The organism is Vulcanisaeta distributa DSM 14429, from assembly GCF_000148385.1.
Lineage (GTDB): Archaea > Thermoproteota > Thermoprotei > Thermoproteales > Thermocladiaceae > Vulcanisaeta > Vulcanisaeta distributa.
The window spans coordinates 1154582-1178021 of the sequence record NC_014537.1 but is presented as its reverse complement, the minus strand read 5'-3'; the positions used below and the strand labels follow the sequence as shown (position 1 = coordinate 1178021).

The following is a 23440-nucleotide window of genomic DNA, read 5'->3' as shown; positions in this document are numbered from 1 at the left end:
AATCACCCTCTCCTCCTTATTGAGTAGTATACGAGGCCTATGGCCACCACCGCTATTACTATCCCTATCACAGCCACCGTTAAGACCGCCGCGGGTATTGCCGATACAGCGTGTGATGGTGGTGGCGATGTGGAGATAGTCAGTGGTATAAAGCTTGGCGATATTGACTTATCCCAGGAGGTCTCACCGGCCTTGCCAATCCAAACTGCGAAGGCAACATCGTATGTCTGACCCGGCACCAGGTTTATCGTATCGGGCATTGGCGCTGATAACGGCCTAACGAACTCCACTATCCAATAACCATTCTCATAAACAGCGCCAGTATACCCACTGAAGTAACCGGGCTCAGGGCCTGTGGCATTTGGGTACCAAATACCTCCATCGCCTACGTCATAAAGCCCCGTCTGATTAACGAATAAGTTTATGAAGAACCCATGCGGATTTGACGCAAATTGTTGCGCAGCTGCTGGGTCGATGCCGTTCTCCACGTCCCACGTTACATTAGTGAAGTAATTGAAGTTATCACCCTGCGGGTCAGTGGCTCCTGAGATCCATTCCCAAATATTGGCTGCACCAGAGCTCAGAGAGCCACCTGTGTATTCCTCCACGTTTGTCCCTAAATACGCCTGGGCAAGTTGACCAAGCTCACCAGGTATCTTATAACCTGGGTGCGGACCGCCTATGTTCATGCAATCGCTTGGACTTTGCTGCGAACCCATATACCACATTATGGCTACCCTATCAGGGTAATAATGACCGTCCGTTAAATTAACGTAATATCCATAGAAGTAAACACCATAATGAGGAGCTAAATAAGCAAGTACGTACTCCATCGGTCTTGGCGAACCCTTAATCACCGCATAACTTGCATTAATTACGAAGTACTTCTTATGGAACGTACCAGTTAGTAGCTTTAGGAATGTCATGTTAAGGGGCCCATTTGGATTATAAACAACGGGCCAGTGACCAGGGCCCGCTATTGCCGCAGGGCCTGCGTAGCTTGGCCCATACGGGTCTGGCCACTCCAATAGGATGATTATGTCCGTGCCATTCCATGCTGCCTTAACTAATACGTAGGGTACTAACCCTGATGTTGGTACGTTGTAGCTAATTGGTATCATCTGCGTCGATAAGTTCGGCACAAGGGATACGTTGTATGCGGGTATTTCCTTCCAGAAGCTTTCGGTACCTGGTGCTGCTAAGTTGGCGCTGCCAACAACCTTATAAGCCACGATACCCGATGGCGCCTGGGCCAATGGGACTGGGTATACCATGGCTAGCACACCCACTATTATGACCAGGGCTATCGCAAGTATTGTAGCCAGTCTTAGCCCGATCCTCATCATACGTTGGGATTAATCCTGGTATTTAAGTCTTATCATATGTTGATATAGGGATAAAAATAGGTGTTAATTAGGAATAAATTGGGATAAAATTGGGATAATAACATTTAAGTAAAATTTATAAGGTAAGTATTAAGTACCGTTAGTGATGAGTGAAAGGAGCAGCCGTAACAATGGTGGCCTATCAATGGGTAGAAGAGACTTCCTTAAGGCCATGTTATTCATCTCCGGTGCCGCTGTTGTTCTTGGGATGCTTAGGGGCCTTGAGTACCTTATGCCGCCATCAATAGGCATTAGCTCATTTCCAAGATTATTGCTTGTTGATGAGAATGGCAACCCAATAAAGGCAAGTAAGTTACCTGTCAATGCCCAACCAACAATAGCCCTATTCCCATACCCACTCAATAATGAGCCCAATTTCCTATTAAACCTTGGCAATGACAATAATCAACCAGTCGAGGTGCCACCAACCACGGTGGTTATTCCACAGAATGGTGTTAAGTATGAGTTTCCTGGTGGTGTCGGCCCAAGCAAGTCCATAGTAGCCTTCAGCGCAATCTGTCAACACCTAGGCTGTACATTCCCGGAACTCACATTTTACCCACCTGGGTATAAAACAATCACGGCATTAGGTCCTAAGGATAAGGTGCTTCACTGCTCATGCCATGGTTCTACTTATGATCCTTATTTGGGTGGTGCTGTGGTTACTGGTCCTACTGTTAGGCCGTTGCCGGCGGTGGTCCTCGAGTGGGACCCGAGCACCGACCAACTCTACGCAGTCAAGATGGTAGGACCAGTAATCTACGGACACCCAGGATACAACAACCCAACACAGGATGTTGTAAACAATCCATTAGGCGACTTACAGGGTGGATCACCAATTAGTGGGACATCAACCGCCGTAACAATGCACACAAACCCAGCAATAACGGGGTGATATCATGGGCGAGAGGAGGGACTTCACAGATTGGTTCGCCGAACTTCTGCACCTTAAGGATGTGCCCTTCATGGGCGTACCTAATTACATGTTTAGTATTGAGTATTGGCTTGGCGGGATCTCAGCCAGCGCACTTGCCTGGCAGGTACTAACTGGGTTGCTGCTTCTATTCTATTATGAACCAAGCAATGCGTACAACTCAACAATGTCGATAATACATAACGTACCCTTTGGCTCAATAATACTCTCATCACACCTATACGGCGCTTACATCATGATATTCGCCGTATACATGCATGGACTTTACGTAATGCTTAAGGGTGGTTATAAGAAACCAAGGGGATTCCAGTGGGTGCTTGGTGTATTAATGTTCGTATTAACCCTCGGCGTAGCATTTATTGGGTATTCACTGACTGGGGACGTATTGGCTACCGACGCTGTGGACGTAGGTAGAGGGTTATTAACGGCATTAGGCTTACAGTCATTAATACCTATCGTCTTCGGCAATGGCACAGAGCTCGATCTCTTCTCAAGGCTTCTAGCCTGGCACATAACCATAGCTGCGGCCATAATACTACTATTCCTACTCCACTTCTACCTGGCTGAGGAGAATGGATTAATGCCGAGGTTAAAAGATGCTGGGTATAAGGCTCCAGCTGTAATTAATAAGAATAATAACGATTTACCGCCTTGGTGGCCCAGGAACTTCATATACATGGTTGCATTAGTTTTTATGACCTGGGGAATAATAATACTCATACCATCAATACTGGCACTTCCCAGTGTTTATCCAAGCATACCAATACTCTTTTCGCCACATCCAGGGCCATCGCCGACTAGTCCCCAGGCCGCCGCAGTACCAGCCTATCCACCCTGGTTCTTCCTATTTATTTATAAGATGCTCGACATGCCCTTTGGGCTTAAGATTGATGAAGTACTGTCAATGATTGTTCCAGTAATAATACTACTGATAATACCCGCATTAGATAGGAACGATAAGCTACATCCACTTGATAGGCCAGGTATCCTCGCCCTAGCCCTAATCGGCTTAACCTGGCTCATCGAACTAAGCGTGTGGAGTGCAATACAGCCTGGAGTGCCTGTTAACCCGTCATGGGCTACCCTCGTGATGCTGCCGCCGTTAGTAATAATAATCGCCGGCATATACGTGGCCCATAGATCTTGGGTTAGTGTTAGGGATAAGGCTTTAAACGGAGGTAAGGCGGAAAGCGCCAAATCCACCTCATGGGTATTGAGTAAGCCGGCGGCATCAATTATTGGTTATGTAACGGCTATTTTGGCAATAATAATCATAGCATTATCGCTTGCCCTGAACCCAATAAGTGATGGACCATTCATAGGGGTTTCATGGGGTGCTGCGTTGTTATTGTTATCGGCATCAATATTTAGTTACTTCTATACAAACTATATTTAAATCAAAGTTGATCCAGACCCTTCACTTAAAAAATCACGTACCCTTATACTTAGAGACGCATTTTAACCTTGCATTTTTTACGGCCTTTAATAATTCATTACGCCTGCCCTGGTCCATTAATGTTGATACTACCGCATCTAGATATAACGAGTCTATGGCGTTAATGCCTGCCTTAACCCAATCAACCAGTTGATGCCTTATGGGTGGTTGTAACCTCAGACCTTTAATGATGTTCTTAGCATCTCCGAAAAGATTTTCTCTATTGATTATATGAACAATCCCATAATTAGCAGCCTCAGTAATCGCCAGGGGTGATCCAGTGAGCACGTCTATTGCTTTATACCTGGGCATCCTCTCAAGAATAACCTTAGCCCCAAGCGGCATTGGTATGCCAACAATACCCTCTGGATAGCACATATACACGTCAGGCGGAGCTATCACCAGGTCACTCACAAGGGCTAGTTCCATCCCTAAACCCATCGCTGACCCATTGAGTATTGTTATTACGGGTTTATCCATAACAGCTATGACAGAGACTAGGGCTTTAATGCCCCTCACTAACTCCTTAATTGAGGCATAGTCAGGCGTTATGGAATCCCAGGGGATACCAACGGTAAAGAATGAGCCGCCGGTCCCTGTAATGACCACCCAATTAATACCATTATCGTTATTAGCCACTGTTAATGCTGTTGTCAGCTGCATTATTACGTCAAGGCTAAGGGCATTTTCTGGACCATTATTAATGGCGATGACGCCAATTCCCTCCTCATTCCAAAGCATTATTTTATTAAATTGAATAGAGGACATACATTCTTCGTAATTACGAACGCACTTAAATTAATAACGCTCTATCCATAACTAGGAAAACTTAATGCTCTCAAGGTATTTGATTTCATCCTCAGTTAATCTCCAACCAGCAACGCCTAGATTCTCCCCAACATGGTCAGGATTCGAGGCTCTAGGTATTGGAAATACATGTTCCTGCTTACTAATTATCCAATTAAGCACTATTTGGGCTACGGTCTTTTGACCATGGTTCCTACTTATCATTTCCAGGGCATCCCTTGGAAACCTACTAATGAGTTTTCCATGACCAAGTGGGTAATACGCTATCACTGCCATGCCATTTTTCCTCGCATACGGTATTATGTCATTCTCAATTCTCCTATCCATTAGGCTATAGGGCATTTGGATGGAGACGATTTCGTACTTCTTCAGTGCATTCTGAGCTTCAATAATTTGATTAAGACTGAAGTTACTAAGTCCTATGAACCTTATTAAGCCACTATCGACTAAATACTCCATGGCTCTCATGGTCTCCGTGATTGGGACTCTCCTATTAGGGAAGTGTATTTGGTATAGGTCTATGTACTTAACACCGAGCCTTTCAAGGCTTCTTTTCGCAGCCTTAATGACGGCATCATACCTAAGATGTGTTGGCCAGACCTTAGTGGCTATGAACAATTCCTCCCTGTTAAAACCCTTAATAGCCTCGCCAACCAGCGGTTCCGACCCATATATCTCCGCCGTATCTATGAAGTTGATGCCTCCCTCTAGACCAACTCTTAAGGCCTTGAGCTTTCTCTCGTAACCAGGTCTTATACCGAGCCTTGATAATACTATCCAGCCCGGGTCGTAATACGTGCCCATGCCTATTATGGATACCTTAACACCGGTCTTGCCAAATACCCTATACTCCACGTATTGGCATTACCAACTCCCATTATTAACTTATCCCGGCTAATTTTAAGAGTCGTAAGGATCAATAATTTATGAATAGGGGCGGGTGCTTTATATCCCAACTACGCCCTAACGCAATGAGCTATGTCGTTTAATAAATTATTTGAACCAATCACCGTGGGTGACGTCGAATTAAGTAATAGGATCGTCATGTCACCAATGGCCACAAACTTAGCAACACCCGAGGGTTACCCAACAGAGGAGTTAGTAATGTATTACGTTAGGAGGGCCTCCGTTGGCTTAATAATAACTGAGTATACCTATGTAAATAGGGTTGATGCCAGGGGTACGCCGAACCAACTCGGTCTATATAGCGATGACCTAATACCCAAGTTCGCGAGGCTAACGGAGGCTATTCATAATGCTGGGACCAAAATATTCGTTCAATTGGTTCATGTTGGTAGGAAGACCAGGAGGGACTTAATATGGAATAATACACCGATAGCCCCATCTAACGTGCCATTGCTTGAACCGGTTAGGGAGATGAGTGAGGATGACATTAATAGGGTCATTAATGATTTCGTTAAGGCGGCCATTAGGGCTGAAAGGAGTGGTTTTGATGGTATTGAGCTTCATGGAGCGCACGGATATTTAATAGCTCAATTTCTATCGCCGGCCGTAAATAGGAGGAGTGATAGGTATAGGGATGGCGTTATATTCCTTGAGGAGCTTCTTAAAGAGGTTAGGAGTGTGGTGTCCATACCCATTGGCCTGAGGATTTCAGTTACCGAGTTCGACAACGAGGGCTTGACACCAGAGATGGTTGCCAAAATTATTAAGAGGGTTGAGGGATTACTTGATTACGTTCATCTATCGGCTGGTAGGGACGGACCATTGGGAAGCTCAATGCCCTTTTACTATAAAAGACCGAGCTTCATTGATGAGGCTAAGGTTGTTAGATCAACGACTAAATTACCACTATTCCTGGTAGGCTCTATCTCTACGCCAGAGGATGCCGTGAAGGTCCTTGAGGTCGCGGATGCCGTTGTCATTGGCAGGCAATTACTCGCTGACCCTGATTGGCCGATTAAGGTTAGGCTTAACATGCCGATTAGGCCGTGCATTAGGTGTAATCAATCATGTAGGTTACTAGCCACTAGGGAGGTTAGGTGTGATGTTAATCCAGAACTTGGTTGGGAACTGCTTCCTACACCGCCTAAGGGGTTCGGCGAAGTCGTTGTCGTTGGTGGTGGGTTAATGGGTATGGAGGCGGCACGTATATTGGCTTTACGGGGTTTTGATGTGAAACTTTATGAAAAGGGTGATAAGCTTGGTGGACAACTTAATGAGATCAGGGATCCGTATAAGAGGGCTGAATTCATGAGGCTTGTGGATTATTACGAGAGGGAGCTGAAGGGGTTAGGCGTTAAGGTTTATCTTAACACAGAGTTTAAGGATGATGGAGGTAATGTTATTTATGCCGTGCCTAAGGAACGCCAACCCGAGTTTAAGGATTACAGGGGTTTGAGGATACTCCTTGATTCCAACCTCTATGCATATCAAGATTACGTATTTGAGTGGGTTAGGCGTAATGAGGTTTATGTTACGGATAATGTGTTTAGGGGTCTCGATAGGGCTAGGGCATACCTATTGATGGAGAAGTATAGGGAGTTGGGTGTTGAGTTCGTAAAGTCGCCAGAGTCCGTAAAGGCCGATGTGGTGATTCACAGTGTTTACAGAGACCAACCATCAATAGGAAAAGCCATAGCAAGGGGATACTGGCTTGGGAGGACTTATGGTCAATTGAAATAATTGGCAATGGATCAGGTACCCCAGGATCGATCACCAGTCACATGGCATGTCACTCATCACTTAACGAAGAGTTTAATCAAGGCCTTAAAATACTTAACTTGGGCATTGCTTCGTTGGGTTTATAAGCAGGTTGCATTAGGTTTAGCAACGTGAGTGTCAGTAGTAGGGACTTGGTTGCCAAGAAAATGGCGCAATTAATTAGGGCCGGGGCAACACTGACCAGCTACACATGCCCAGTCTGCGGTACTCCGCTACTAAGGTTGAAAACCGGTGAGTACTACTGTGCGAATTGTGATAGGCCCGTGGTCATCGTTAGGTCCGATGCCGAGGAGAAGGAGGTCATGATTAGGTACGGCCTCATGGACATTAGAGACACGCTATATGAAAGACTTGTAATGATTAATAACGAGCTTAAAGAGACTAAGGACATTGATAGGATAAATGAACTCGTTAAGTCAATGGTACTTATCCTGGAGGCTTATGATAAGATAACGCAGATAATAAACCAGGGGTCGCCAAAGAGCGAGATAACTAAGGCTGAGAAGAAATAGGAAACCTTAGCAACGCGGCAACACCACCAATGCCCCTCAATTTCTCACCACCCTCGGTACTTGACGGTATTATCACAAGGTTAGCTCTCGTCCTCAACACCATACCAACTAATTCCCTCATTTCACCACCCCTCTCCTTATAGGTCTCGTCAAGCACTATCAACGTCTCTACCGCACCAAACTCAAGTGCTTTTTTAACCTCATCAATACCAATAGCCACTAATCCACTACCCGCACCCAACCTATTGAATACCTCATCGACATATTCCCGTCCAAGGCTTATATTCAACTTCCTAAGAACATCACCGCCAACCCTCTCAAACTCATAAACACCAGCTAAACCACCCTCGCCCTGCTCATGATAAATAATTGGTATACCCAACTTACCCAGTTCCTCATTAATCACGTCCCTAGCCATGGACAACGTCATGTGATTCCCAACAACAACCATATGCGTAGGCCTCCTAACCTGAACCCACTGCCTAACCTGAGTAAGCACATTCCTAAGGGACCTCCTAAACCTATCAAGTGAGTCCTCACTCTCCTTACCGCCGGCCTGTATCGGTATCGTCCCAAGCAACTCTCTACCAAACCTACGAATGTGGGCAACGGCGACCTCCTCCATTGAGACCGAAACCAATAACACACTTATTGATGCACCACTGAACATCTCCAAAACCTTACTAATGAACTCCCTATCAATACCGCCCGACTTAACCAACCTATACTCAAGCCCGTATGACAACTCCATCGTGTGGTGACTACCCTTGGCACCCTCAAACCACTCAGGAACCTCTATCAACACGCCCCTAACCCTAAGTGAACCCCTAAACGCATGATACTCAAGACCCTCAACCCTAAGGCCCACATAAATCTTAACCCTCTCACCCCTGGAACCCTCCCTACCCCTGAACTCCCTGACAGTCCAACCATAAATAACGTCGCCCGAATCAATTAGCAAATAAACGACATATAGGTCATCCTCACCCTCAACTACGAAATCGACCCAATCCTTACCAAAGTTAAGCTTCACGGGAGAACCAACGAACTTAGGTAATTAAATAACTATCCACTGGAACTCCCTCCTTGACCCTCCTTCGACCTCTTCTCCTCAAGCTTCCTAAGCGTTATACCATGCATTACGGACGCATACCACAGCATCTTCCAAACATCAGGCCCCCTATCACCGTACTCCATAACGAACTTTCTGGCCAATTGCAATAACTCATCAGCCTCCTCAAGCGTCAATTCATCCTTATCAATAAGCTCAAGCAACCTCCTTTTCTCAGCCTCCGTAAGCGGGTTAGTGGCTGCAGTGACCATGCTACGTAATGTAGCCTTAACGAAACTCACATCCTTACTATCAAGAACACCCCTAAAACCAAGGAACTCGGTAATGAACTCATTCTGACCAGTGATAATATTGACAAGCCTATTAAACCTCCCATCCACGTAACTCCTAAATTCATTAAATTTTAAATCGACATAGCTCCTCAATTCATTAATTCTCGAGTCAACATAACCCCTGAGTTCGCTAAATTTGGTGTCTACGTAGCTCTTTAAGTCCTTTTCTAGCTTGTCGAATCTCTCATCGATTTTTTCGAATCTCTCGTCAATTTCTTCAAATCTCTTGTCGATTTGTTTGAATCTCTCATCGATTTGCCCGAAACGCTCATTAATCTCCCTAAACCTCATGTCTATCTCCCTAAATCTCATTTCAATCTCCTTAAACTTACCACCAAGCCAATAAAGCGTCGTACCCAAAATCGTAACTATGGTAACAATAGGCCCAACAACACCCAAAATCAACGAAACATCCATTATTTATTAATGATTATGAACGAATTAATATTTCTTACGCAAATAATACCTTAATTCATCCATAAGTTCATTTAGGAATTATTTATAAATAGGATAATTATCCTATCATGATGGTTAGGTACGAAAAATGGAGCAGGATACATGCACTAATTTTCACGGTGTTTTCCATAAGTACCACGATTGAGGCCTACATATATTCCATAGCCTACATAGCCTCTGGCTGGGTCTCGGTACCAAGAGCCTTAATTGCCCTACTATCTATTTGGCCGCCTCTATGGCTACTAATCGGCGATGCCGTAATGGGGCCTATCTCAGATGCCATTGGTAGGAAGAGGAGCCTTTACTTATCGTTGATTATGTACGTAGTGGGTTCCGTGAGCCTAATACTTAGTATTAACTACGCATTATTGCTATTTTCCATAGCCATACTAATGCTCGCCGTTGGAGGTGAGTATAATACGGTTATGATCTCATCCCATGAATACTTCCCAAGTAGCATCAGGAGCCGTGCTGTTTACTTAATACTTAACTTTACGAATTTCGGCGGTGCCTTAGCAACGGCCCTAGCCCTGGCAAACATAACATCGGTAGTGCTTCAAAAACTCGCACTTGGGCTGACAATACTCATAATAATCCCAGTGCTTTACCTACTTAGGTCATTAATTCCTGAATCACCATACTGGCTCAGGGCTAGGAAGGTAATCCCCGAGGGTCAGTGGCCTGATTTAATTAAGGAGGAAGGTAATCGTACATCAGTAATGTTACCACCATTATCAGTTAGGATAGTGATTGGTGGCTTAATTGGCTGGTCATATACAGCGGGCTTCACATTAATGGTATTAACCTTCGGGCCCTACTACTTCCCTAACCTTACTAATTGGCTTATTTTCACCTTCTCGGTGGCGTCCTTCATCTCCGGAATACCAGTGAGCATGTTTGCCGATAAGGTTAGTAGAAAGTTACTGTTACTTACTTCATCGTTAGGATCCCTAATTACCTCATTACTCATACTATCACTAATTAGCAGTCTCGTGAACGATCAATACATCTTCTGGGCGCTCTTCATACTATTTTCAATACTCGTAAATACATACTTCCTAACCGAGGACACACTAAAATCTGAGTATTGGGTTACGAGGCGCAGGGGCTCCTACACCGCGGCTGTTAGGGTTATGTCATTGGGTGGTTCAATACCTGTGATATTCCTATCATCTTACCTGCCAGTGAGCTCATACTTAGTATTGGCGACCGCAATATTCAGTGTTGGTTTTGCGGCATCCCTTACCTGGTACTTAATTGGTGCTGAGACTGGTAAGGGAATTAGTATTAGTGCGTGGGAACATGAGTAATAATGAGGATAAATTTGACCTAATGATAATCTCTGACTGCGTCTTAGATATTTATTATAGGGTTAGGGAATTACCTATTAAGGCTGGTGACGTTGCCGTATCCGATATAATTGCCCTATCACCCGGCGGTGCATGCACAACAGCTATAGTAGCCCGTAAACTAGGCCTTAAGGTCGCAGTCATTGATAGGGTTGGTGGTGACCCATTCTCCGACATACTCATTAAGTACCTTAATGACGTCGGCGTGCACACGGGATTTATAAAAAGGGTGCGTGGTTTCGTAACAATATCCAATAATATAATTGGCGCTGATGACCACGCATTCATGGGTTACCTAGGCGTTGGTAAGGAACTAACGATAGATGATATTAATGAGAATATTATCAGGAATTCGAGGGCTGTATTTATCAATGGCTTCTATGCCTCATTTACGAGAGACATTATCAAAGTATTCGCAGAGGTAATTAGAATTGCCCGTAAGTACTCAGTCCCTATATTCCTCGATACGGGACCCTCCATTAATAACATAGACCTCATGATTAACCTCATTAAGTCAGTAAGTACTGTCTTTATGAATGAGAAGGAGATGAGGAGGTTATTTGGTGATATAAATGGTTTAGCCAACACCACACGTGGTACTGACGTTATTGCCGTAGTGAAGCTAGGCAGTAAGGGCGCCGCCCTGGTACATAATGGAGTAATTCATCAATGCCAACCTTATAACGTGAGTAATGCAGTGACAACAATAGGCGCTGGTGATACATTTGATGCTGCCTACATGGCTGGCATCATGCATGGTCTGAGTCCCATGAATTCCTGCGATTTAGGCAATAGGATTGCTGCATTAAGAATTCAATACCTAACGCCAATCGAGCTACACAACCTCGAGGGTCTCATTACGTGGTAATGCCGTTATTAAATGGTAAAGATTTGATATTAATTATGACGTTACATGAGTGCAATATTTCACGTGTTAATCAGGTCCAGTAATAACCCCTTAAAGACTCAATACCTGCATGAAATGCCATGAAGGTAATATTACGTTAGTACCTTATTAATTATTTTAAAATAACATTAGTGATGTGCATCGCTCAAAATAAACATACCACGACTATAGAAATAGAAAATAGAGTAAATGTAGAGCTAATTAAGAAAAATAAATTTTGTAAGGGTATGAAGGTTGGTCATCATTATCGATGTATTAATGAAATTAAAAACCAGAAGACAATTAATCATGCCGTTGATCTACTGATTGAAGCTCTCAATAGGATAACCTATTGGCATATAGATACATCTGAATGGCTGGAGAAATATAGAAGAGAGCTCCTGGAAATAAGAAGAAATGTTGAAGAATTGAGTGAGAAGTACAATGGTATTATTTACGAATTTGCGAAAACAATTAATTCTCTTATTAAGTATATTAAGAGGTTTGAAAAGAAATATGTTAATATTAGTAATGAAATTAGGGAACTAATAAGTAAGATAGAAAATGGCTGCATAAAAATTATTGTACGCGAATCCAGTAATGGTACCTTATATATTGTTGTAAAGAACAAACATATAACATTAAAAGTAAATGAACCTACATTAAGCAAGTCTAAGGATATAACAGTTGTTTTATATTTTGAGAACTTTAGAGGTATTAAGGTGATGGTACCAGATGTTATTGGTAAAATTCTGGAACAAAAGGATGAAAAGACTAAAGAACTATTAAAGGAAATAATAGAAGGATTGAAAATAGGGTTTGCATCATCAGATGAATTGATGTATAAATATCGTTATGCCGCCATGGAAACTACCAAAATACGTCAAATGATTCTTTGGCTTCTGTTATATCCTGGTAAGACATATGTACATATAAATGGAATTGATGTAAATAAGAAAAGTGTAGCAATAAGATGGTTTTTAGTATCATCTCATAACTCACTTAAGAATTCTATTGCTACGCTTCTTAGTAAAGCAGGTATAAATTTAGCTGTACCGGCTTTATATACCGCGATTGTTGGTGATGGTAATGTTGATATTAAAAAGTTAAGGATTCAACTTGCATCTAAGGATATAAGTATTTGGATTCCAATAATTGAAAAGCTTGGAATTAGATGGCGACCATCACACGGTAAAATAACACGAATATCATATTATAGTAGTCATGCGGTAGAATTAGCTAGGTTGATTGTCAATACGCTTCAAGAGTTACATGATTTATTAAATGCAGTAGGTGAGGAGAAGTGGGTAATAATTAATGAAATTGCCAAGAAAGAGCTAAGGAGAAGGGGTGAAGCGCAGGTTATTGTAGCTGGTGAAAGATTCACTGTTCATACTCCGAACTGGCGTACAGTCATATTAATGCGTAGAACTAAATCATCGGATATGATGAATACTATTACTCAAAAATTGAAAGAAAGATACAGCAATGATGCTCTTATTTATACCCATACATATCGCGACTTTATAGTTATTGAAATACCTATTAAAACGATAATAAATAACAATGATGGAGATGTTATGATACAAATAATAAAGGTACTTTGTAAAAAGATTATAAAGGCTAAGAATGAAAAAATTAGGAAAAGATTATCAAAGCTTTTAATGAAATACATAAATTTGTTCACAGAAGAGACAGTTAAGGAAATACGAAATTCATGCCAAGTATAGTATACGATATGCATAGGCTTGTGCGTGATGAGGAGGATAATAAAGTGTATACTTATGACCAGAACGGCAATAGGCTTGGTGTTATAAGCCTAGAGGGTGTTGAGAGGTTAAGGAAAGTTTGAGGAGGTCTTGGTATATTTTCAGTTCTCTTAAATTTAAAACACCAATACCTGATACCCATTATTTATGTAGTATGCAACCCTATCACCGGCAGGGTGTAGCTTAATACCTATCTTGGTCAACTGCTGGTCTATTCCCTTATTCCTTGCGTAATTAATGCATGCACTATCAATTGCTCCTGCCTTTAGCAGTTTCTCGAAATTATCCTTGGCAGGACCCTCAAGCCTCAATAGTCTTTCCTGGGCCGGTCCCCAGAAGATGACCTTAAAGTCCTCATACCTATTTGTACTGACAGTATTTGCGGCCATTGTTAACGCCAGATCCATCTTAACGTCATCGCTCATTATTAGGAAGACTACCTTCGCCATCGCGCATCAACGCTCTGCCTAATTTATGTGTATTTCGCGCCTGTCAATGGTTCATTAACCATTTCATGAATTCTTACTAAGCGCGATTGGTTTAAAAAGCATTAGGGTAGCCCTAACGGTGATGATACAGGGAGAAAAGGGCAAGGATAGGGTAACAATACTTGGATTAACATCAATTGGTCACTTCATTAATGATGGAAACATGTGGTTAATACCCGGTATAATACTACCAGTACTAAACCAATTGGGCGTTAACTACGCAATAATTGGATTACTATCTGCACTCTACGCCGCAATATCAGCAATAGCGAGCCCTTTAGTACCACTCAGTATTAAATGGCTTGGCGGTCACATGAGGGCTATGGCACTCGGCATGTTCCTATGGGCATTCGCCATCGGCCTCGCCTCAATAGGCTTCTTAACACATAACCTATACCTAGTATACGTAGGTGTTGTATTGGCAGGAGTAGGCGCCGCTTACTACCACCCAATAGGTAGTGCATTGCTGTCGGCCACATACGGCGGAACAGCCGGCTCAGCCCTTGGGATAAATGGCGCATTTGGAAGCTTGGGCAGAGCACTCTATCCACTTATTGCCTCAATCCTTGTATTTGCGGGTGCCATAAGCACAGTCTTTAATTTATGGATATTAGCCTTTGTGACATTCATCGTAGGCGTCGCCGTGTTATTATACGGTATTTATAAATTCGATGTTAAGGCGTATAGGAGAAATAAGGACGATCCAACGAACAGTTCAACGACACTTAGAGCATCTATAATGCTAATAATACTACTATTCGTAATAACATTATTGAGAAACACCGCAGGCCAGGGTATACAGACATTCCTCGGTATATACATAAATAAGGTACTTGGCATAAAGCTCAGTATAAGCTATGGGGAAATCCTATCAATACTACTTGCCTCAGCCATAATAGGTCAACCAATACTTGGCTGGTTAAGTGATAAGGTTGGTAGGAGGTTAATCGCCTCCATATCAACATTTGCCTTTGCAATACTATTCATAGCATTCATATACACTGGAAACCTCGTCTTTGCCTTCTTTGCAATACTCTTCGTGCTCAGCAACTTCCCACTAATTATGGCAGTACTTGGTGATTTATTCCCGAGGGAACAGGTTAGTTGGGCAACATCAATAGTTTGGAACGGTGCAGTTACAGGAGGTAATGTACTCGGCTCATTAATAACGGGGTTGCTCGCGCAATACTACGTACCAATCTATGGCGAGGTGGGTGCCCTGGAGCATGCACTGCTAATTGTGCTGATACTGGCATTCATATCGGGAGCCCTGTGGTTAGCTGTACCTAAGCCGCCAAGGCGCACTAAGGTGCCATTATTTGGATAATATAGCTAATACTTAGTATTTCGCTACCTTATTAGTTATCAGCAAGACTATGTCTAACCTATGTTCATATATTATCATTATACCAATCGTCGCCCCTACTATCATTGGTACTTACTAAACATGTTTCTTAATATATTACAAGGCAAGGTTAATTCTTAGTCTGAAGTATCAGAAGTTGAGTCAGTTATTAATGGACATGTTAAGTCGAATTATTCAAATTTGGTGAGTAAATTCTATAAATCTATAGTGTATTAAATATCAATACGTAAAGTCACGTGCTAATTGTACTTAAGCTTCAGGAACCATGCTATTTAAAATGCCCTGGCTATTAATGGGTCACTCGGTTTATACAGGTCATTTTCCTTAATCAAGAATGATGCATCCATTAGGTTCTGGAGTAGTTCCGTCACCTTCTTATCATCGACTTCGTAGCCCTCCTTAGCCATTAACATGCGCTTAACATCACTCCACCTACAGCCAAACCTACATAGGCTCATTATTGCATAGTAACGTTCCCTGGCCTCCTCCCTACCCCTCAGAAAATTCTCAAACTCCTGCCTAATAAGCTGCACGGCATATTCAAGCGTCCTCCTAATGGCCTCTCCATGATCATTAAGCTGCATGTAATTGAGCCCGTAGTAAGTAAGCCAACCAGGTACGCCACCTAACTCGTTATATGCGTCTTCAAGTATGCCCTCACTGACGGATAAACTAACCTCTCTAAAACCAGCCCTTAGGAATTCAACGGCTTGTTCCCTAGTGAATGGGTTAATACGAACCTCGAACATTGCCCTACCAAACAGTGGTGAGCCAGGGTCCCTAAGTCTCAGGAATCTATAAACCATGCCGATCTGTGAGCCGGTGAATACGAAGTTGAGCCTAAGGTTATCATAGGCATAAGCTAGTGGGTAAAGTATGTTAAATCCTTTAAGCTTTCTCAACTCCTGAGCCTCGTCAAACACGATGACCACTTTACGCCCCTCACGCTCACCAATATCAGACAATCTATCAAACAAATCACCCAACTCAACCTTAGACTTACCCCAACCAAGCCTAACCTCAAAGCCAGGCCCCGATATAGACACACCACGAATACCTTGCAGTAGCCTCCTTAGGCTTTCCTGCCAGCTATTCAAAGCCCTCTCAAACTCACCCAGTAGGTGCCTATATGTTAAGTATGCATGGCCCTCATACTTCCTCAGGTCAAGGTATACCCAAATCACGTCCTTCTCCTCATTCATAAGTACCTTAATTAATGACGACTTACCACTCCTCCTAATCCCAAGTAATAACGTGACTGGATAACTAAGACCAAGCCTTAACCTTCTCAACTCCTCATCCCTATCGAATAAATCCTCCCTCCTCTCCTTAGGCTTAGGGTCAAACAGCACTGGCTACCTACCCAGTTACTGGGTATCTACCTAGTTATTAAGCCTTTCATGGCATTGATAATAAACATTTTGAAAGAGGGGTGAGCAGGACCGAGATAATGATAATATTCATGCCTTCATACTGATTAAGTATTAAAGGGTTATTGATAATTCTAAGCTTATGCCGGGCTTTAAATTCCCTAATGGTGTCACTGTGGAACTTATTAAGGGTGATATAACCGAGGTTGAGGCTGACGCTATCGTTAATGCCGCTAATTCGTACCTAGAGCATGGTGGTGGAGTTGCCGGTGCCATTGTTAGGAAGGGTGGTTGGGTTATTCAGGAGGAATCCCGTGAGTGGGTTAGGAAGTATGGTCCTGTCCCTGTGGGTGGTGTTGCCGTGACCAGTGCGGGTAAGTTAAGGGCTAAGTACGTGATTCACGCCGTCGGACCTAGGTGCGGCATTGAACCTATTGAGAAGCTTGATGATGCAGTTACAAACTCTCTTAGGAAGGCTGAGGAGTTGGGACTAACTAGCATAGCCTTCCCGGCAATTAGTACTGGTATATTTGGGTGCCCGTATGAGGATGCGGCGAGGATAATGGCACGGGCAATCAGGAGGGAGGCGCCAGGCCTTAAGAGTGTGAGGAGGATAATCATTTGCTTGTATGGTGATGAAGCATTCAATGTATTTAATAGAGTGTTTAATGATGAATTAAGAGAGTACAAAACAGGTTGAGAATGCTTTGTCAGTAAGGGGTGATGTCATCAATCGTCAGGCCGGAAACCTTTACATCACTTAATTAATGCCTAGAGATTACTCTTTAAATACTTATGCTGCGCAACTTTTATTAATTAGCGATCAATTCCTCTTTTTAATATGAAGAGCTGGCTATTAATAGCGCTGGCTTTCCTAGCAGGTCTAAGTGGAATGGTTGTTGCGGCAAATATGAATGGCGTACTTGCATACCTAAGCTATCACTTAATCCTACCGCCGCCCCCAATGTATAGTACAGTTTCTGCGTACATAAACCTTGGCAATCTAACACCAGGAATGAGCGGCACGGCTAAGGCTACCGCGTACCTATACGTTAATTCCTCAGGATACTTCAAGGTTAAGCTTCATCATGAGGGCTTAGACGACGTATTTAGCAATTTCACCGTTGTTATAACTATTGGGAATCAGACAGTGACACTTAACCTACACAGGGATGAATACACCGTTTACCTAACACCTGGTAATTACACGGTATCAATAACTGTCTATTACACGGTTAAGCCCAACCCAGAGGGACCGCCTAATGTCGTTAATAAGCCATTAATAACGATAAAGCCCGTTGGTGAACACGAGGAGGAACATGAGGGTAATTACACGGCATCTAATAATCAGGGTAATGATGATAACCAGGGATCTGAGGACTAATTATTGATTATAAAGTCCTAAATTGAATTAAAAATTACCTAACGGGTTTCTGCTTCTTTCCCTGCAATATGGCCTTTAAGCTAACGCCATTAACCATTATGACCCTGAACCTAACGCCGGGTAGGTCTCCGTAAGCCCTACCCTCAGGACCGCCTATTCTCTCGATTATTACCTCATCATGCTCATTTATTATATTTAAGCCACCGTCCCACGGCACGAATGCTGTGACAACCTTACCATTCTTAGTTATTTGGACCCTGACGCACTTCCTCACGGCTGCGTTTGGTTTCCTTGCCTCGACACCGACCTTCTCAAGGACTATTCCTCTAGCCATTGGTGCTCCTTCAAGTGGGTCAAACTTCTTAGCTATGCCGAGCATCCTCCTCTTATAATACGTGTCACTCCACCTAAACTTCTTCCTCTTCTCCTTCAATCCCCTGGCGGCAAACATACCAAGCGGTGATTTTTTACCAGGCATCGCCTTCACCGTTAATTTAAGTACTTATTTACTTTTCCTCACGTCACTGGCTTTGTTCTGGCGATACTATTTTTATCCTGTCAATGTCGAAGTACCGCTTAGCCAGTAATTTGGCTCTGTTTATGTTCCTTCCCTGCTTACCAATGGCTATTGCCTTATCCTCGTTATGCACTGTGGCTATGGCTATACTACCATTGTTGGGTAACTTCGTTATTTTTACTGAAATTACCCTAGCTGGGTATAGGCTATTCTTAATCAACTCCTCGGGTGTCTCCCCATACTCAACAACCTCAACGTCCTTGCCCGTTAATTCCTTCAATTTCCTAATGTTGATACCATTCTTACCTACAGCAAGTGGTGCGAAGTTCTTATCAACAATGAATATTATTCTGTTATATTGCGGATCAATTACCGTATCCCTTGGGGTTATTCCAGTTATCTTTTCAAATAATGCCACGTATCTAATTTCCTCTTCTGTTAATCTAATGCTTGGCATTACGATCACCCAGTACGTTGTGATGCTAAAGCCAATATATTACTTTCTCCTGGGTCGATTATGACTATTGTTGAGATCTTGAAGGGCTTCCTGACGGCTGCGCCGAGGTCCCAGCTTGATCCCTGGAACACATATACCGGCACATTCGAAATCTTTGCATAGTACTGCACGGTATTCATGATCTCAGCCGGTGCATTAGATGCTAGTATTACAAGTTTTGCTGATCCATCAATTATTGCCTTAAGTGATTCCTTATAACCAAGCGCCACCTTACCTGTATTCAACGCGACCTGTAGTTCTCGTGAAATATCAATCATTCAAGACAGCCCTGAAAAAACCCTATTTAAACCTAATGCCAATGGTAGGCTCAAGTAATATTTTATTCAAATTCCATTAGTAACTGAACAATGCCAGTACCAATAGGTATGTACTTACCAGCAAGCACGCTCTCAACAACACCTCTAAAGTTCTCTAGCTCACCCTTAATTGAGGCCTCAACCAAGTTCTTAACCGTAACCTCAAAGGCAGCCCTGGCCAGTGGGCTTTCCTTCTCACCAACAACGCCATGCCTACCAACCTGCCTAACCCTTCCAGTCCAAGTCATTACGTCAGAGATAAGCATTAAGTGTCTGATGTCCGTGTCTAAACCTTGCTGGTCAAGGACCTTCTTCAACTCCCTCATTATGACGGTCCTGGCAGCTTCGATACCCAGTACCTCAGCAACCTCATGAATGTCGTTGGATATTGTCCTCCTATAATCAACACCATCTATCGTGAGGACAGCCTCCAGGTTTGTGCCCTCAGTCTCTATTATCCACTCACCATCCTTATACCTAACCAGGGTCTTCTTAACATTCTTAATACCGGCAAGCCTGGTCTGCATTACCTTATCCCTAATCCTCCTAAGCTTTATAATGTCAGCCTCCTCCAGCGTTATCCTAATGACATTACCCTCAATCTCAACTTGCGCACCCTTACCCTTAATCCTCTCAACAACCTTCCTAACATCCTCCATACTCAAACCCCTCTGCCTGAGTTCGTTCTCATCAATCTCAATGGTTATTTGTGAATTAATGTAATCAACCTCAACACTCTTAGCGACATTCTCTATCGTCGTTAACTGAATCTTGTAGGCAATTTCCTGGGCCTTATTTGGATCACTTCTATGCCCCTCGTCTAGGTATATCGTCATCATCGGTACTGAGGGTTTCCTCCTGGCATCAACAAGCTCTATCATCCTAGGTAGACCAAGGGCCATTGAGAATTCCCTGAGCCCTGCGAAGTGGAATGACCTGAGGATCATCTGAGTACTCGGCTCGCCAACGGACTGAGCAGTGACTATGCCTATTGCCTCCCCAGGGTCGATAAGCATTTTGTAGTACTCATTGACTAATATCTTAACTAGGCTTGCCAATTGCTCCCTCGTTATTTCCATGCTTGATAGCTTACTTTTCAATTCATCAATAATCCTCGGAGGTAGTATGTTGGCTAGTTGTGCCAACACATTATTCAATTCCTCTTGAGAAACCACATTCTTTGTCTCCGCCATGTCCATCACCTACCTATACCCGCCCTCCTAAATATTTCATCTAAATTGAGCCTGCCGTGATCGCTCTTACTAACGTCAATGCCATCCTCAGCATACTTAGTCTGTATTATGGAACCAGAGGCATTCCTGACAGTGCCGTCATAGGCAACGTAGATGTCCTGCAACGCATTAATGAGCCTCCTCTGCATATAACCACTCTGCGCCGTCCTAACCGCAGTATCGACTAGACCATCCCTACCGCCCGCTGCATGGAAGAAGAACTCGACTGGCGTTAAACCAACCTTAAAGTTATTTCTAACGAAACCCTTAGCCATAGGACCAAGGTCACCAGGTTCGAAGTGAGCCGTAGTTCTTCCAGTGAATCCCCTCTTGAAGCGTTCACCCCTTATTGTTTGCTGGCCTATCATCGCGACCATTTGCGTTATATTTACAATACTGCCCCTCGCGCCTGTTTTCGCCATTATGTAGGCCTCGCCATCCTTATTGATGTACTTCTCGGCAACGCGGGCGGCGGCTTCCCTAACGCGGCTGAGCTCTATCGTTATGTCGTTCTCTAACGTTTCCTCAACCGTTAAGCCAGGCTCAGCCTCAAGCTTACCCTCCCTAAACCTCTGTATATAATCGAAGACCTTCCTCTCACTCTCCTCATACAACTTCTCAAGCTCATTATAGCTCTCCCTCGGCATCTCCAATGAGTCAATACCCATTGTGAATCCTCTAAGGTCCAAGAACCTAAGTAACGCCCTTAATACGGAATCTACCCACTTCCTTGCATAGTCATTACCATACCTCTTAACTACCACGTGCCAAAGCGAGTCAACCTGCTCAGCGCCAATGGACTTCTTATCGAGGACTCCAGTGGCCATGTAGCCATTAACCACGACTATATACTCATCAGTATAGCAATTATATGGATCCTTACAGCTCTCCTTGATTGCCGTTGGTTGAACCCAGTTCAGGTCCTTGGGTAGTAGCATTGATACTACCTGCTTACCTGTCCAAAGCTCCTTCGGGTGCATTATAGCTGGTTCGTCTATTTCACCGTCATAATTAGCCGCGGCTAATAGGTACATGAGCAATTCCTTATTCACAAATGTATCCTTCCTAGTTAGTAGGTAGCCGCCGGTTATGTAATCCTGCCTAGCGCCTATTATTGGCCCGCCGTACCTAGGCGTTATTATGTGGTTCTGGACAAGCATTAACGTCTTAGCCTCAGCCCTGGCCTCCTCATTCTGCGGCACATGCAGGTTCATCTCATCCCCATCAAAGTCCGCGTTATATGGTGGACAAACCGCTAAGTGTAGCCTGAACGTCCTGCCAGGTAACACCCTAACTATGTGGCCCATCATCGACATCCTATGCAGGCTTGGCTGTCTATTGAATAGTACAATATCACCATTCATTAAATGCCTCTCAACTATGAAGCCAGGGGCTAACTTATTGGCTAGCTCACGCCTATCCCTGAAGTACCTGAGGTCAACCCTCCTACCGTCTGGATAAACCACATAATTAGCGCCCGGCCATACCTCAGGACCATTAAGCACCAACTGCCTAGCCATCTCAATATTCCACTCGGTGACGGTCATCGGCACCGTTAGGATCTTAGCCACGTCAATTGGCACGCCAACCTCGTTAATGCTTAGGTTGGGGTCGGGGCTAATTACAGTCCTTGATGAGAAATCAACCCTCTTACCTGATAGGCTTCCCCTGAACCTACCCTCCTTACCCTTAAGTCTCTGGGCAAGCGTCTTAAGTGGTCTACCACTTCTATGCTTAACTGGTGGTAGATTCGGTAATTCATTATTGAAGTACGTAGCCACATGATACTGCAGTAAGTCCCATAACTGATCAACCACACTACTTGGCGCTCCTGAGTCGATGGCCGTCCTAAGCTTTTCATTAACCCTAACAATATCAACGAGTTTATGCGTTAAGTCATCCTCACTCCTCTGCCCAGTCTCCAGCTGTATTGATGGCCTAACCTGCGGTGGCGGTACAGGTAATACTGTTAAGATTGCCCACTCAGGCCTTGCGAACTTCGGATCCCAACCCAGTAATTCTAGGTCACTATCTGGGATCTTCTCAAGCCTCTCCCTAATCTTCATTGGATCTAGCTTCTCCAGTACACCATTCTCCTTCTCCTCATAGAACGTGTACGGCCTCTCAAACCTAATCTTATACTGCTTAGCACCGCAGTGCGGGCATACGGTCCTCTCCATGGCCTTCTTCCTAATCCTCTCGATAAGCCTATCAGCAAGTAACTTCCACCTAACCCTTAACCTAGCCAACCTCTTACTATACTTCTCAATCTCCTCATCCGTTAATAATATCCTACCGCACTCCCTACACGTTGTTCTAAGCAAGTCATGAATATACTTGGCATACTCAACATGAATTACTGGTCTGGCGAGCTCTATCCTACCGAAGTGCCCAGGGCATTTATCGGGTGGGTTACCGCAGGTCTCACACCTAGCGCCAGGCTCAACGACGCCAAGCCTCCTATCCATTAATCCACCAACCATCGGCCTACCGGCCTCATCATAAGTCTCCGACGTAGTTATCTCCATGACGGACATCGACCTGATAACGTCCGGCGATAGTATAGAGAACTTAATGGCCTTTATAGTCTTAAGCGGGATTTCCTCCTCCCTAACGGAGGTCTTCTCGGCTTGCGTCGCCATTACTCA

23 protein-coding genes are annotated in these 23440 nt (G+C 43.7%); 11 read left to right on the top strand and 12 right to left on the bottom strand.

Translation table 11 applies throughout. From position 1 onward, the window contains the following. Positions 1 to 2 precede the first annotated feature (2 nt). Positions 3 to 1343, bottom strand: a complete 1341-nt coding sequence (locus VDIS_RS06060) for an ethylbenzene dehydrogenase-related protein (RefSeq protein WP_013336345.1) — start codon at positions 1341 to 1343, stop codon at positions 3 to 5. Positions 1344 to 1491: 148 nt separating this feature from the next. Here VDIS_RS06060 and VDIS_RS06055 point away from each other — a divergent pair, with 148 nt between their 5' ends. Beyond that, positions 1492 to 2280: a Rieske 2Fe-2S domain-containing protein gene (locus tag VDIS_RS06055; protein WP_013336344.1), complete on the top strand. Its 789-nt coding sequence runs from the start codon at positions 1492 to 1494 to the stop codon at positions 2278 to 2280. A gap of 4 nt (positions 2281 to 2284) precedes the next feature. Then, positions 2285 to 3715 (top strand): cytochrome b, encoded by a 1431-nt coding sequence (locus tag VDIS_RS06050; protein WP_013336343.1) that lies wholly within the window; start codon positions 2285 to 2287, stop codon positions 3713 to 3715. 33 nt (positions 3716 to 3748) lie between these two features. On the opposite strand, the gene VDIS_RS06045 is transcribed toward VDIS_RS06050, so the two are convergent. Together VDIS_RS06045 and VDIS_RS06040 are read right to left on the bottom strand one after the other, a co-directional pair. Continuing rightward, positions 3749 to 4522 carry an enoyl-CoA hydratase/isomerase family protein gene (locus VDIS_RS06045; protein WP_013336342.1) on the bottom strand — a complete coding sequence of 258 codons (774 nt, stop codon included), beginning with the start codon at positions 4520 to 4522 and terminating at the stop codon, positions 3749 to 3751. Between the two features lie 51 nt (positions 4523 to 4573). Beyond that, positions 4574 to 5416 carry an aldo/keto reductase gene (locus VDIS_RS06040; protein WP_013336341.1) on the bottom strand — a complete coding sequence of 281 codons (843 nt, stop codon included), beginning with the start codon at positions 5414 to 5416 and terminating at the stop codon, positions 4574 to 4576. A gap of 123 nt (positions 5417 to 5539) precedes the next feature. Between VDIS_RS06040 and VDIS_RS06035 the strand changes: the two genes are divergently transcribed. Next, positions 5540 to 7207 carry an oxidoreductase gene (locus tag VDIS_RS06035; protein WP_013336340.1) on the top strand — a complete coding sequence of 556 codons (1668 nt, stop codon included), beginning with the start codon at positions 5540 to 5542 and terminating at the stop codon, positions 7205 to 7207. A 149-nt stretch (positions 7208 to 7356) separates the two neighbouring features. Further along, entirely contained in the window at positions 7357 to 7758 is a 402-nt protein-coding gene (locus VDIS_RS06030) for an Sjogren's syndrome/scleroderma autoantigen 1 family protein (protein WP_013336339.1), read from the top strand. Here VDIS_RS06030 and VDIS_RS06025 read toward each other — a convergent pair. After that, the gene (locus tag VDIS_RS06025) at positions 7739 to 8791 is read right to left on the bottom strand and encodes a pelota family protein (RefSeq protein WP_013336338.1); all 1053 of its coding nucleotides are present in this window, start codon (positions 8789 to 8791) and stop codon (positions 7739 to 7741) included. The two genes, VDIS_RS06030 and VDIS_RS06025, sit on opposite strands and share 20 nt — an antisense overlap. 32 nt (positions 8792 to 8823) lie before the next feature. Further along, positions 8824 to 9579 (bottom strand): hypothetical protein, encoded by a 756-nt coding sequence (locus VDIS_RS06020; RefSeq protein ID WP_013336337.1) that lies wholly within the window; start codon positions 9577 to 9579, stop codon positions 8824 to 8826. Positions 9580 to 9689: 110 nt separating this feature from the next. Between VDIS_RS06020 and VDIS_RS06015 the strand changes: the two genes are divergently transcribed. From VDIS_RS06015 to VDIS_RS06000, 4 genes are all read left to right on the top strand, one after another. Next, positions 9690 to 10928 (top strand): MFS transporter, encoded by a 1239-nt coding sequence (locus tag VDIS_RS06015; protein ID WP_013336336.1) that lies wholly within the window; start codon positions 9690 to 9692, stop codon positions 10926 to 10928. Continuing rightward, positions 10921 to 11835: a carbohydrate kinase family protein gene (locus VDIS_RS06010; protein ID WP_013336335.1), complete on the top strand. Its 915-nt coding sequence runs from the start codon at positions 10921 to 10923 to the stop codon at positions 11833 to 11835. Before VDIS_RS06015 ends, VDIS_RS06010 begins: the two co-directional genes overlap by 8 nt. Before the next feature lie 266 nt (positions 11836 to 12101). Continuing rightward, entirely contained in the window at positions 12102 to 13583 is a 1482-nt protein-coding gene (locus VDIS_RS06005) for a hypothetical protein (protein WP_171804846.1), read from the top strand. Continuing rightward, positions 13571 to 13705: a hypothetical protein gene (locus VDIS_RS06000; protein WP_013336333.1), complete on the top strand. Its 135-nt coding sequence runs from the start codon at positions 13571 to 13573 to the stop codon at positions 13703 to 13705. The genes VDIS_RS06005 and VDIS_RS06000 overlap by 13 nt, the downstream gene beginning before the upstream one ends. Positions 13706 to 13738: 33 nt before the next feature. Here the strand turns inward: VDIS_RS06000 and VDIS_RS05995 are convergent, their stop codons facing one another. Further along, on the bottom strand, positions 13739 to 14071 hold the full coding sequence (locus tag VDIS_RS05995; RefSeq protein ID WP_013336332.1) for a hypothetical protein: 333 nt from the start codon (positions 14069 to 14071) through the stop codon (positions 13739 to 13741). A 121-nt stretch (positions 14072 to 14192) separates the two neighbouring features. On the opposite strand from VDIS_RS05995, the gene VDIS_RS05990 reads away from it, so the two are divergent. Further along, positions 14193 to 15437 carry an MFS transporter gene (locus VDIS_RS05990; RefSeq protein WP_013336331.1) on the top strand — a complete coding sequence of 415 codons (1245 nt, stop codon included), beginning with the start codon at positions 14193 to 14195 and terminating at the stop codon, positions 15435 to 15437. Positions 15438 to 15748: 311 nt separating this feature from the next. Here the strand turns inward: VDIS_RS05990 and VDIS_RS05985 are convergent, their stop codons facing one another. Continuing rightward, positions 15749 to 16828 (bottom strand): AAA family ATPase, encoded by a 1080-nt coding sequence (locus VDIS_RS05985; protein WP_013336329.1) that lies wholly within the window; start codon positions 16826 to 16828, stop codon positions 15749 to 15751. A gap of 160 nt (positions 16829 to 16988) precedes the next feature. On the opposite strand from VDIS_RS05985, the gene VDIS_RS05980 reads away from it, so the two are divergent. Continuing rightward, positions 16989 to 17546 carry an ADP-ribose-binding protein gene (locus VDIS_RS05980; protein ID WP_013336328.1) on the top strand — a complete coding sequence of 186 codons (558 nt, stop codon included), beginning with the start codon at positions 16989 to 16991 and terminating at the stop codon, positions 17544 to 17546. A gap of 141 nt (positions 17547 to 17687) precedes the next feature. Next, positions 17688 to 18230, top strand: a complete 543-nt coding sequence (locus VDIS_RS05975; protein WP_013336327.1) for a hypothetical protein — start codon at positions 17688 to 17690, stop codon at positions 18228 to 18230. A 34-nt stretch (positions 18231 to 18264) separates the two neighbouring features. On the opposite strand, the gene VDIS_RS05970 is transcribed toward VDIS_RS05975, so the two are convergent. The 5 genes from VDIS_RS05970 to rpoA1 form a co-directional block, all read right to left on the bottom strand. Next, the gene (locus VDIS_RS05970; RefSeq protein ID WP_013336326.1) at positions 18265 to 18708 is read right to left on the bottom strand and encodes a 30S ribosomal protein S12; all 444 of its coding nucleotides are present in this window, start codon (positions 18706 to 18708) and stop codon (positions 18265 to 18267) included. Between the two features lie 43 nt (positions 18709 to 18751). Further along, the gene (locus VDIS_RS05965) at positions 18752 to 19204 is read right to left on the bottom strand and encodes a NusA-like transcription termination signal-binding factor (protein ID WP_013336325.1); all 453 of its coding nucleotides are present in this window, start codon (positions 19202 to 19204) and stop codon (positions 18752 to 18754) included. Between the two features lie 5 nt (positions 19205 to 19209). Further along, positions 19210 to 19521: a 50S ribosomal protein L30e gene (locus VDIS_RS05960; protein ID WP_013336324.1), complete on the bottom strand. Its 312-nt coding sequence runs from the start codon at positions 19519 to 19521 to the stop codon at positions 19210 to 19212. A 62-nt stretch (positions 19522 to 19583) separates the two neighbouring features. Further along, on the bottom strand, positions 19584 to 20735 hold the full coding sequence (gene rpoA2, locus VDIS_RS05955) for a DNA-directed RNA polymerase subunit A'' (protein WP_052885899.1): 1152 nt from the start codon (positions 20733 to 20735) through the stop codon (positions 19584 to 19586). 23 nt (positions 20736 to 20758) lie between these two features. Then, positions 20759 to 23434, bottom strand: coding sequence for a DNA-directed RNA polymerase subunit A' (rpoA1, locus tag VDIS_RS05950; protein WP_013336322.1), 2676 nt, complete (start codon positions 23432 to 23434; stop codon positions 20759 to 20761). Between the last annotated feature and the right edge of the window lie 6 nt (positions 23435 to 23440).